Genomic DNA, 10,488 nt, shown 5'->3' on the forward strand with positions numbered 1-10,488 from the left:
TTGATATAGGACTGGGCGTCCTCCCTCCCATCCTCGCCAACATCACGCCTGTCGTCGTGGATCAAGCGGCGAATTGTTGCGCGCGGGACGCGCACAATGTCAGCTCGTGCGTCCCGCACGACGATCGCTCAGCGGGCCTTGTAGATCTCGCGTCGATGCCCCACCCGGAGTACTAGCACGACCAGTTCCTCGTCTTTGATCTCGTACACAATGCGGTAGTCGCCAGTGCGAACTCTCCACTCGCCGGCACCACCGACGAGTTGGGTCGCCGCAGGTGGCCGCGGATTGGAGCTAAGCAGTTCGAGCGCTGCCTGTATCCGGCGACGGACTTGCGGATCGAACTTGCGTAGCTGACGTGCCGCCGCAGGCGCGATGGTGATGCGGTAGGTCATCCCAAGCCGAGATCCGCCTTGACCTGCTCCCATGGGATTGGTGTCGCACCTGTCGTTCGCATCTCGTTCCGCGCCGCTTCAGCAGCCCGAATATCGGTCATGTCTTCGGCCAGCTGGAGGATCTCGTCCAGGTCATCGGCGTCGATCACCGCGGCGACCCGCCGACCCCGGCGGGCGAGGTAGACCGGTGCATGCTCGGCGCGGACGCGGTCGATGATCGCGGCCAATTGCTGGCGCGCCTCCGACACTGCGAACGAGGACTCGGCTGACATGTACTTAGCGTACACCGATGGGCACGGTTGTACATATGCGGTCTCATGTGGTGACCCGTCACCGGACGCGTACCGCAGTTGATGCCTAAACTAAAGCCCCGTCTCGCATGAGGATCGTCCTGCGGCACGGCCAGCACGGTGATGGCAGGCTGGTTGTTGTGACGACTAACGCGCCGCGGGTGATCGGGATGCTCGGTGGGATGAGCTGGGAGTCCAGCGCGCAGTACTACCGGCTAGCCAACGAGCTGGTCCGTGAACGGCTTGGTGGTCTGCACTCTGCGCGGATCGTGTTGGCCTCGGTGGACTTCGCCGATGTAGAGGCACTGCAAGCCACCGGCCGGTGGGAGGAGGCAGGCCACCTGCTCGCCGAGGCGGCCAAGGGACTCGAGGCCGCCGGCGCGGACTTGTTACTGATCTGCACCAACACGATGCACAAGGTCGCCGACCAGGTCCAGGCCGCGATCGGGATCCCTCTGCTGCACCTGGGCGACGCCACCGCACAGGCGGTGACCCGGGCCGGGCTGACAACGGTGGGGCTGCTGGGCACCGCGTTCACCATGGAGCAGGACTTCTACCGCGACCGGCTCACCAGCCACGGCCTTCGAGTGCTCATCCCGGCACCCGATGACCGGGCTGAGGTGCACCGCATCATCTACGACGAGCTGTGCCTGGGAGTGGTCCGCGAGGAGTCCCGGCAGGCCTACCGCGCCGCCATCGTCCGCCTCGTTCAAGCCGGCGCGGAGGGCGTCGTGCTCGGCTGCACCGAGATCGAACTGCTGGTCTCCGAAACGGACAGCCCGGTCCCGGTCTTCCCCACCACCCGCCTACACGTCGAGGCCGCCGTCGACGCTTCTTTGGCCACACCAGGGAGCGTCTGACGCCCGCAGAGCGATCCTCAACTGGCACAAGATCAGGCACCGACGTCAGGACTTGGGCCCTCCAACTGCTCAGCAAGAGTCGTTCCCATGTGGAACATGCAGAGGCTTGCGCCCTGCACCACGACGTGCGCCCGAGGGACCTGCCAGACGTCGCCACCCAGACTTTCGACGCCGCCGGCGGATACTGCCAGGAACTGGGGAGGGGCGTCCCCCGGGCTTCGGGCGAAGTGTTGCCTTAAGGCTTCCATGGCGCACACGCTGCAATAGAGGTGCTGGTCCGGGGCGTCGGTCACGGGTCTCAAGATAGCGCCTGGGCCGCCATGGGACCGGTTGTTGACAGCAGAATCTGCGCCAGAACCCCGTGCACGCCTGGGTCGCGGGGTGGCGCCTGCAGCGCCGACAGCCGGGCGTCGGTATGACGATCGTCGAGCGCCACGGTGACGCGCACCCGCAGCAACAGGGCTCGGAGAGCCACTATCCGTGTTCGGCGCCTGTAGGCCACGAGTGATCAGTCCGGGGCGGCGGCCCAGTAGAAGGGATTCAACTCGAGTAACCGTCTGCTGACCATCCGGCTTCGCCCGCAGGGTCCGCGACGCCGACCTCAACGGCCGGCCCCACAAAGCAAGCCGTTCCGCTCTCCAAGCGGACTGCCGCGGAAACGGCATCGCTGTCAGGCCAACGTCGATCCGCTTGATCGACTGCTGCGTTCACCAGGTTCTGATCGACGGGCATCCCGCGATCGTCGCACGAGGCCCCGGCGCCGGCCGAAAAACGTTCCGTACGCCGAACGGCGGATTCTGGCGGTCAGCGCAACAGGAGGTCGCCGATGAGTTCGATCGGCTTCTTGAACGCTAGTCGTTTGCGGGGTCGATCGTTGAGTTGCTGGGCGACCCAATCGAGGTCCTCGACGGAATGAATCGATAGGTCAGTGCCCTTGGGAAAGTATTGGCGCAGCAGTCCGTTGAAGTTCTCGTTCGTGCCGCGTTGCCACGGCGAGTGCGGGTCGCAGAAGTAGATGTCGATCCCGGCGTCGACGGAGACCTGTTTCCAGTCGCGCATCTCCGGGCCCTGGTCCCAGGTCAGCGACAAGCGCAGCGACTCGGGCAAGGTCGTGATCTTGGCGGCGAGAGCATCGCGGACCTGTTCGGGCTTATAACCATCGGGCAGATGCAGCAGCATCGCGTAACCGGTCTGGCGTTCGACCAGGGTGCCGATCGCGGTCTGGTTCTGCTTACCGATGATCAAATCTCCCTCCCAGTTCCCAGGCACCGCCCGGTCCTCGACCTCGGCCGGACGTTCGGCGATATTGATCATGTTCGGTATCCGGTTCTTGCGCTGCCCGGGCTTGCGGCTCGGACGCCGCAGTGCCCGCCCGGTGCGCAGGCACACCGCCAGATCGCGACGCAACGCGCCGCGCGACTGCACGTAGATCGACTGGTAGATCTGTCTCTGGGGACACCCGCATCTCCGGGTCGGGGTACTCGATGCGTAGCCGGCCGGTGATCTGCTCTGGTGAGTATCGCTTCTGAAGATCCTTCTCGACCGCCGCCCGCAACGCCAGATTCACCGCCAGCTTCGCAGGCTTGGGTCGTGACGCCCGGTGATATGCCATCGCATGCGCCGAGCTGGCCAGATAACCGCCCACCTCTGTGTTGCGCCGCAGCTCCCGACTGATCGTCGACGGGCTGCGACCAAGCTGGGTGGCGATCGCCCGCATCGACATGCCAGCCGCACGCAGAAGCCCAAGCTGTTCCCGCTCGGCGAAGGACAGACACCGGCCCTTCAGACCACGGCCCCGACGTGGACGCACGCCCCCGTTGGCGATCACCCACCGCGTGCCCTGCTTGCGATACGTCCCTGCCGCAACCGCGGCGTCGCTGATGAACTCGCCACGCTGCAGCTCGGACCAGAAGATCTGCACGTTCTCGGTGATCATGTGATTAGCGAACCGGATGATCAACACCTCAACTCAGCAGGTGTTGCGATCACCGCGAGAACCCAAGGAACCCTGACCGGGCTTCAGGCTCATATGGTTGCTGTGGCAGGGAGATCGCCGTCGAGTAGGACGTGAAGGTGCATGTCGTGCCATCCGTCGGCGTGCAGAGCTTGGCTGCGTTTCGTGCTCTCCAGGGTGTAACCGGCTTTAGCGGCGACGCGGCACGATGCGTCGTTGGTGGTGGAGTGTTCCAGCTCGAGTCGGTGTAGCCCGAGCTCCCGCAGTGCCCAGGTGCTGACCGCGCGCAGCCCGCGAGGGGCGACGCCGCGGCCCCGCCCGGCCGGGGTAACCCAGTAGGCGATCGTGCCCAGTCCTTGTATCAAGTCGATCGAGCGCAGTGACATGCGTCCGACAACGTTGCCGACCGAGGTCACGGCCCAGCTGGCGGCCGTCTCCGAGGTCCAGCTGGTGTTCGCGGTGGAAACGTAGTCGGCAGCTTCTGCCTGCGTCATCGACCGGAAATTCCAGTGTTGGATGGCCGGGTCGCTGTACGCGGCGACGAGTACGGGAACGTCAGCAGGTTCCCACGGCCGAAGAAGCAACTCATCCACCCGCAGGGTCGGTTGCGCCTGTGAGGCCATGTTTCCCGCTGGAACTATGGGTGCGGTCGTCCTGGGCACCGACCGATCGTGCCATCAGGCCGGGACTGCTGCTTCGACATCGTCTGGCAAGCCCGATCGTCGTCCGGGGGGAGCCTGGTGGGTCAAAGGCCGGCGAGTCGTCGGCGTTGGTCGACCTCGTTTGCGAGCAGGTCCAGTTGCGGGCCGCCGCCGTCGGCGGCGTCCTTCTTGGCGTTGTAGGTGCGCAGCCACAACCCGCTGGCCCAGGCCAGCCGCTGGTCGCGGTTCTTCCAGGTCCTGCCTGCGGCGTGCTGGTAGGCGTCGAGGAACGCCTCGCTCTCCTGCACGGTTGCGGCGTGCCTGCTCCCCGCCCCGGCGGGCCAGACCGCGGCTGCGGCGCCCACCACCGCAGGCTCGGGCTGGGCGATGAGGCTGTCCCAATCGTGCACGGCCCGAGGTCGACGGTCGACCCAGCGCAGGTTCTGAGATTCCCAGTCGCCGTGCCCGAGCACCAACGGCAGGTCACTCGCTGACAGCAGTAACGTCCGTGCCGCGACCGCCACCTCATCGACCCAGTCGGGTCCGGGCTGCTCGTGCAACACCGGGCCCGGGGTGTCACGCGCCGGCCACAGCTGCTCGCCGGTGTGGTCCCAGCCCACCCACGGCGGCGAGGAACGCGCAGCGACGCCAACTGCGTCGCCGCCACGTACGGGGTGAGAGCGACCAGGTCCGCCAGCAACGCCGCGAACATCCCGGCCGCGTCGTCACCGGGGGGCATCATCTGCCCGCCGGGCAGCAATTCCTCGGCGTGCACGGCCTGAACCGGTTGGCCTATCCGGTCCGGTCCCGCCAGCGGCCTCGGACACGGAAAGCCAAGCCCGGCCAGGACCTCCTGAACTGCCACGCACGTCACCAACCGGTTCTGCCACGGCCGGACTTTCACCACGACCTCGCGGCCATCACGCAGACGCAGCCCCAGCACGCGAGACAGGTGACCGGTCTCGAACGTCACCGCCTCGACATCGCAGCCGAACCGTTCGACACACCACCCCGCCACGTCCACGACCACACACCCCCGTCCCCGCCGCGCCGCCGCGCCGCCGCCGTCATGATGCGCCCATCTCGGAAGTCCAACGGTGAACGGACGTTGTGGTGTCCTGCGGTTGACCTGCTCAAGTCCTAGCGGTGCGGATACCCAAAGCAATCAGGATGGCGCCGCCGACGCGGTTGACTGTCGTGGTGAGGCGGTCCGAGCGGGCGGCGCGCCGTGCTCGGCGAAGTACTGCAGTCCACACGGCCAGCCAGACAGCCATGACGGCCACGTGCACGGTGGCCAGCAACAGCATGGTGAGAACGCCCACCTGATCCGCCGTGAGGAACTGCGGGGCGAGCGTCAGGTACACCGAGGCGGCTTTGGGGTTGAGAACATTGGCAAGCACAGCTTGCGGATAGCTGTGGCGACCAGTCCACGGCAACTGAGGAGCACCGCTGGCCTTCGATTGCTGCCGGTGGCGGGTCTGCCACAGCGTCCAGGCTCCGAGGCTGATTAGGTAGATCCCGCCGAGCACCTTGACCACGGTGAAAGCCTGCGCGGAGCGCATCACCACTGCCGACAGGCCGACGGCGGCCAACAGGGCGTGAACGTAGATACCGGTCGCGGTGCCGACAACTACCCAGGCGGTGGCGTTGCGGTGTCCGGCCAGAGTCCGTTGAGTAGCGAGGGTGAAGCTCGCGCCCGGAGTCAGCGCGACCGGGGTGATGGCGACCAGAAAACCCACGACCGCGGCCCACAACATGCTGCCGACCCTATCGAGGACTCCCTCGGTTCACGGCTATTGCCCAAGAGCAAAAAAAGATCGGGGCCCGGTAGTGCTCGCCGAGCCCGCGTGCCGCATGCGGAACGCCGATTGGCGTTCCGTTTTGTTGGGCGTCGACATCGTGGGCGGACAGATCACCCGTTGTCGGCGACGTCTGGCAGGTCGCTGAGGAGCGTTGGTGGAAGCGCTTCCGTCACATGGGCGGGTGGGCCTATATTGACCGGTGTCGTGAGCGCTGGACTCGACTTGTCGGAGGACCGCTGTTGACCTCGGCTGCGACCGCACCTGCCATGCTCGCCGCCCGTAGTCGATCTGCTACGCGGGCGACGGCGGCGGCATTCGTCAGCGTCGGCGCCGCGTCGGCGAGTTGGACGTCGCGGATCCCGCAGATCCGGGCGAGTTTGCACCTGAGCCCGGCGCAGGTGGGTGTGGTGTTGTTGGCGATCGCTGTCGGGTCGTTGGTGTCACTGCCGTGTGGCGGAGTGATCGTGCACCGGTACACGTCGCGGCGGACGGTCGCGGCCATGGCGGTACTGCTCGGCGGTGGACTGTCGATCGCGTGTGTCGGCTATCACGCCGGCATCGCAGCGGTCATCGTGGGGTTCTTTCTGGTCGGCTTCGCTGTGGGCGCGTGGAACGTGGCGATGAATGTGCAGGGCGCGATCGTGGAACGCCACCTCGGGCGGGCGGTCATGTCCCGTTTCCACGCCGGTTACAGCATCGGCACGGTCGGTGGGGCTGTGATCGGCGCGGTGGCGGTGCTGTTGAAGGTCCCGGTCACCGTGCATCTGCTTGGCGTCGCTGTGCTCACCGCCGGGCTGGTCCCGTGGGCCGTTCGCGGCTTCGTCGCTGACACCGACGCGCCCGCGACAGATGCGGCGCGAAGCGATGCAGGCGGTGTTCGGTCGAGGCTGCTGGCCCGTTGGACGGAACCGCGGACGCTGCTGATCGGGCTGTTCGTTCTGGCCATCGGCTTCGCCGAGGGCAGCGGCTACGACTGGATCAACATCGCCTTCATCGACAGCTACCACGTGCCGGCTGCTGTGGGCACGCTGGGCCTGGCGACCTTCCTCGCTGCGATGACTGCTGGGCGCTGGTTCGGCCCGACGGTCCTGGACCGGTACGGCCGCGTCGCGGTGCTCAGAGGGTTGGCCCTGTCGGCGTTCACCGGGCTGCTGCTGTTCATCTTCAGCCCCGCCGCGGCGTTGGCGTTTCTCGGCGTCACTTTGTGGGGGCTGGGTGCATCGCTGGGTTTCCCGGTCGGTATGAGCGCCGCCGCCGACGACCCGAGCGCCGCGGCGGCACGGGTCAGCGTTGTGGCCTCGATGGCCTACTGCTCCTTCCTGTGCGGCCCACCGTTGATCGGGCTGCTCGGTGACCACGTGACGGTCCTGCGGGCACTCGTCGTCGTCGCGGGATTGGCCGCTGTCTCCGCTGGCATCGCCGGAGCAGTACGACCGCTGCCATACACACGCCTCGACAACCCCACCACCGACCGATGAGAGCGGGTCCCCGTGACTGACCCGAAGCCAAGCGTCGGCTGCCATCGGTTCATCGTGTCCGACCGCGACAACCCAGCCGCCCTGCGGCTTGGAACAACGCGGGCGAGCCGCTAGGGGCCGCCCCGGAGTCTGACCGTCGCGGCAGGTAGCGACGAGTCACAGCGGCCCGGCGCTGCTCGACAGCCGGCTCTTACCTACCGCCCGGGTAGAACAGCGCACTGGGGCCGCTGCGCTGTTCCCACGCGGCGATGACGGTGTGGGTGAGCGTCGTCGTGATCCCGGCGGTCGTGTCGACCGAGAAGTCGACCGGCCCCAGCTCGTGGATGCGGTTCTCATGCAGGTGGGCCAGTGCCTCACCGGAGCGCCGGTCACCGCGACAGAGCTCGCGGCGTTGCAGCTCGAGCGGATCACAGACAACGGCCACCACGAAGACGTCCAGACCAGTCAGCAGCTGCGCCAACTGCGCACGCCACGGCGGGTACTCGATGATGTGGTCGACGATGAGGTTGTTGCCGGCGGCAGCCATAGCGGCGATGGTGCGGTGGAAGCCGTCAAAGAAGCGTGGCCGCATGGAGTCGACCCAGTTGAAAGGCCCCTCGTCGTCGCGCCGCTGCGGTATGACGCCCGCCTCCACCCACTGGTCACTGCTCACATGCAGGAACGGAACGTCCAGCGAAGCCTGTAGGCGCCGGGCCAGCGAAGACTTGCCGGAGCTCGACGCGCCGTTAAGCAGGATTACCCGACCTGCGTCAACCACCTTGACCCCGTCCCATCAATCAACATCGTCTCGTCCAGGCGCCCGGGCATCAACGAACACGTGAGCGCGCTGCCAACAACCGCGCCGACCACGGGCCACCGGTCAAAGACCGACCGTCCCACACACCAAGGACCAGCGGGACGCCAGTCGAGCAGCCGATCGAGCAGTGGGACGGCGCCCTCGTCGGCCCGGGCGGTGGCGCCCTCGTCGGCCCGGAGGCTGCCTGTTCAGCGCCGGAACTTGTTGATGGCGTCTTCGGTGACGGGCGTGAACAGGTTGACGAGGTTGCCGTCGGGGTCGCGGAACAGGATGGAGCGGTTGCCCCAGGGCATCGTCGTCGGCTTCTGCACCCACTGGTCGACCAGCGGGGTGAGTCGCTCGTACTCGCGGTCGACGTCGTCGACAAGGAACTCGATGATCACGCTGTGGTTGTCGGCGGGCCGCGCGGAGTCCTGCCCGAACAGCTGGGTGGTCTGCGTGTGGCCGAACGCCAGGGTGGCCGAGGGCAGGTTCAGCTCCGCGAAGACCGGCGTCGCGCGCACCGCGGGAACGCCGGTGACCTGCTCGTAAAACTGGACGATCTGCTCCAGGTCGTCGGTGATTATGCGGATCGAGGCGAAGTCCACGGTCGGGTCCTTCCAGTTATGCGCTCCGAAGTGGAACGCTACGATACCGTAGCGTAGTGGTTGTGGCAGGATCAACCCCGTGCCCCGAACAGCCCCCGGTAGCGCTGAGCACGCTCGGCCCTCTGCGCCGGCCACGACGGCGAGTGGCGGCGAGGTCGACGGGCGCGTGCGCCGGTCTCGCGACCGGGTGCTGACGACCGCGTTCGAGTTGCTCAGCGAGAGCGGAGTCAGCGGCTTCACCATCGACGAAGTCGCCCGGCGCTCGGGGGTCGCCAAGACGACCATCTACCGGCACTGGCCCACCCGCGCGGCGCTGGTGATCGACGCCTGCTCCCGGATCACCGCCGAGCAACAGGTCCCCGACACCGGATCGCTGGACGGTGACGTCGCGGCGATCCTCGCCGACATCGCGCACCTGCTGGGCGCGGCACGCTGGGCGTCGGTCCTGCCCTCGATCGTCGACGCCGCCGAACGCGACCCGGAGTTCGCCGACGTCCACCGCGGCATTCAGCACGGCCACGCCGCGCCGCTGCGGGAGGTCCTGCAGCGAGCAGCCGACCGGGGTGAGCTCCCAGCGACAGCCAACTTCTCGAGCATGATCGCGGGGCTGCTCGGACCGCTGTTCTACCGCCGCTGGTTCTCCCGCGAACCACTGGACGACCAGTTCCTCACCATCGTCGCCGCAGTCGTCCTCAGCGGCCAGGGAGCCACCGACGATGCGCTGCAGGCGTAGGTGTTCGACGGTCCCAATAGCCGACCGACCTTCGGTACAAGATCACCGATCAGACTGGTCCGCGAGCAGGAGCAGGAGCGGCTGTCCCAATAGACCCGTCCGGATTGAAGTCCCGCTCAGACGGAGACTGCGCGTCGCCGCGTCACGCGCTCACCACCAGGACGCAGCACGAAGCGAGGCGGGGACCTATCGGTTAGCGAGATAGACCCGACCGCTGTCGGTGGGTTCCGGCGTCGGGATGTGATGTACCCGGGCGTGCATGTCGGCTAGAAGGTGGCGGCGGCGTGGCCGATGCCGGTAGGACTGACGGCACTGGTCCCGATCGCGACGCACCCGGTCAGTCAGGTCGAAGGCTGCGCGGTGGGTTTTGCCCTGACGCGCCCGAGGATGGGTGGGACTGGCGCCGGGTCGGCCGCGGCTGGTGGTGGGTCTTGGGGGTGAATCGCAGCGGGTCAGCGGTGGATGGGGTGGTGGCTGTGGTGGCCTTTGCCGGCGTGTAGTTGTAGGGCGCTGGTGATGAGGGGGAAGTGGCTGAAGGCTTGGGGGGTGTTGCCGAGTTGGCGGTTGGCGGTGGGGTCCCATTCTTCGCTGAGCAGCCCGACGTCGTTACGGAGGGTGAGCAGTCGTTCGAACAGTTCGGTTGCCTGGGTTTGTTTGCCGGCGAGGTGCAGGGCGTCGACGAGCCAGAACGAGCAGGCGAGGAAGATGCCTTCCGTGCCGGGTAGGCCGTCGTCGGAGTCGGTGGTCTGGTAGCGCTTGACGAACCCGTCTTCGGTCAGCCCGGTTTGGATGGTGGTGATGGTGCCCAGCACCCGCGGGTCGGTGGGTGGCAGGAACCCGACGCGGGGGATCATGAGCAGGCTGGCGTCCAGGGCGGGGGCGTCGTAGGACTGGGTGAAGGTGTTGCGGTCGGCGTCGTAGCCGTGGGTGAGGACGTCGGCGTGGATGGTGTCGC

At 67.0% G+C, this 10,488-nt stretch carries 12 protein-coding genes and 1 pseudogene; 3 read left to right on the top strand and 10 right to left on the bottom strand.

From position 1 onward, the window contains the following. Positions 1–128 precede the first annotated feature (128 nt). Both RM423_RS23220 and RM423_RS23225 read right to left on the bottom strand, forming a co-directional pair. Positions 129–392 carry a type II toxin-antitoxin system RelE family toxin gene (locus RM423_RS23220; protein WP_311425423.1) on the bottom strand — a complete coding sequence of 88 codons (264 nt, stop codon included), beginning with the start codon at positions 390–392 and terminating at the stop codon, positions 129–131. Further along, the gene (locus RM423_RS23225; RefSeq protein ID WP_311425424.1) at positions 389–664 is read right to left on the bottom strand and encodes a type II toxin-antitoxin system Phd/YefM family antitoxin; all 276 of its coding nucleotides are present in this window, start codon (positions 662–664) and stop codon (positions 389–391) included. Before RM423_RS23225 ends, RM423_RS23220 begins: the two co-directional genes overlap by 4 nt. A 188-nt stretch (positions 665–852) precedes the next feature. Here RM423_RS23225 and RM423_RS23230 point away from each other — a divergent pair, with 188 nt between their 5' ends. Next, on the top strand, positions 853–1,542 hold the full coding sequence (locus RM423_RS23230) for an aspartate/glutamate racemase family protein (RefSeq protein ID WP_396327840.1): 690 nt from the start codon (positions 853–855) through the stop codon (positions 1,540–1,542). A gap of 804 nt (positions 1,543–2,346) precedes the next feature. On the opposite strand, the gene RM423_RS23235 is transcribed toward RM423_RS23230, so the two are convergent. From RM423_RS23235 to RM423_RS23255, 5 genes and pseudogenes are all read right to left on the bottom strand, one after another. Next, positions 2,347–3,105, bottom strand: coding sequence for an IS30 family transposase (locus tag RM423_RS23235; protein ID WP_311425434.1), 759 nt, complete (start codon positions 3,103–3,105; stop codon positions 2,347–2,349). Positions 3,106–3,235: 130 nt separating this feature from the next. Further along, positions 3,236–3,478: pseudogene (locus RM423_RS23240) on the bottom strand (helix-turn-helix domain-containing protein); the annotation flags it as partial. A gap of 89 nt (positions 3,479–3,567) precedes the next feature. Beyond that, positions 3,568–4,119 (bottom strand): GNAT family N-acetyltransferase, encoded by a 552-nt coding sequence (locus RM423_RS23245; protein ID WP_311425426.1) that lies wholly within the window; start codon positions 4,117–4,119, stop codon positions 3,568–3,570. A 122-nt stretch (positions 4,120–4,241) separates the two neighbouring features. Continuing rightward, positions 4,242–4,757, bottom strand: a complete 516-nt coding sequence (locus RM423_RS23250) for a hypothetical protein (protein WP_311425427.1) — start codon at positions 4,755–4,757, stop codon at positions 4,242–4,244. A gap of 513 nt (positions 4,758–5,270) precedes the next feature. Beyond that, positions 5,271–5,894 (bottom strand): LysE family translocator, encoded by a 624-nt coding sequence (locus RM423_RS23255; RefSeq protein ID WP_311425428.1) that lies wholly within the window; start codon positions 5,892–5,894, stop codon positions 5,271–5,273. A gap of 284 nt (positions 5,895–6,178) precedes the next feature. Between RM423_RS23255 and RM423_RS23260 the strand changes: the two genes are divergently transcribed. Further along, a complete protein-coding gene (locus tag RM423_RS23260; protein ID WP_311425429.1) occupies positions 6,179–7,417 on the top strand; it encodes an MFS transporter in 1,239 nt (412 codons plus the stop codon). Between the two features lie 190 nt (positions 7,418–7,607). Here the strand turns inward: RM423_RS23260 and RM423_RS23265 are convergent, their stop codons facing one another. Together RM423_RS23265 and RM423_RS23270 are read right to left on the bottom strand one after the other, a co-directional pair. Further along, entirely contained in the window at positions 7,608–8,174 is a 567-nt protein-coding gene (locus RM423_RS23265) for a chloramphenicol phosphotransferase CPT family protein (protein ID WP_311425430.1), read from the bottom strand. A gap of 227 nt (positions 8,175–8,401) precedes the next feature. Continuing rightward, positions 8,402–8,800: a VOC family protein gene (locus tag RM423_RS23270; RefSeq protein ID WP_311425431.1), complete on the bottom strand. Its 399-nt coding sequence runs from the start codon at positions 8,798–8,800 to the stop codon at positions 8,402–8,404. Between the two features lie 79 nt (positions 8,801–8,879). Here RM423_RS23270 and RM423_RS23275 point away from each other — a divergent pair, with 79 nt between their 5' ends. Then, a complete protein-coding gene (locus RM423_RS23275) occupies positions 8,880–9,533 on the top strand; it encodes a TetR/AcrR family transcriptional regulator (RefSeq protein ID WP_311425432.1) in 654 nt (217 codons plus the stop codon). A 452-nt stretch (positions 9,534–9,985) separates the two neighbouring features. Here the strand turns inward: RM423_RS23275 and RM423_RS23280 are convergent. Further along, the coding region (locus tag RM423_RS23280; RefSeq protein ID WP_311425433.1) for a glycoside hydrolase family 15 protein at positions 9,986–10,488 on the bottom strand (503 nt) is incomplete at its 5' end.

This window comes from Jatrophihabitans lederbergiae (assembly GCF_031845305.1).
In the GTDB taxonomy this organism is placed as follows: Bacteria; Actinomycetota; Actinomycetes; order Mycobacteriales; family Jatrophihabitantaceae; genus Jatrophihabitans_A; species Jatrophihabitans_A lederbergiae.

Coding starts and splice junctions, on each gene's coding strand:
- RM423_RS23230 (WP_396327840.1), top strand. CDS start 853: ATGCTCGGTGGGATGAGCTGGGAGTCCAGCGCGCAGTACTACCGGCTA.
- RM423_RS23225 (WP_311425424.1), bottom strand. CDS start 664: ATGTCAGCCGAGTCCTCGTTCGCAGTGTCGGAGGCGCGCCAGCAATTG.
- RM423_RS23220 (WP_311425423.1), bottom strand. CDS start 392: ATGACCTACCGCATCACCATCGCGCCTGCGGCGGCACGTCAGCTACGC.
- RM423_RS23245 (WP_311425426.1), bottom strand. CDS start 4,119: ATGGCCTCACAGGCGCAACCGACCCTGCGGGTGGATGAGTTGCTTCTT.
- RM423_RS23255 (WP_311425428.1), bottom strand. CDS start 5,894: ATGTTGTGGGCCGCGGTCGTGGGTTTTCTGGTCGCCATCACCCCGGTC.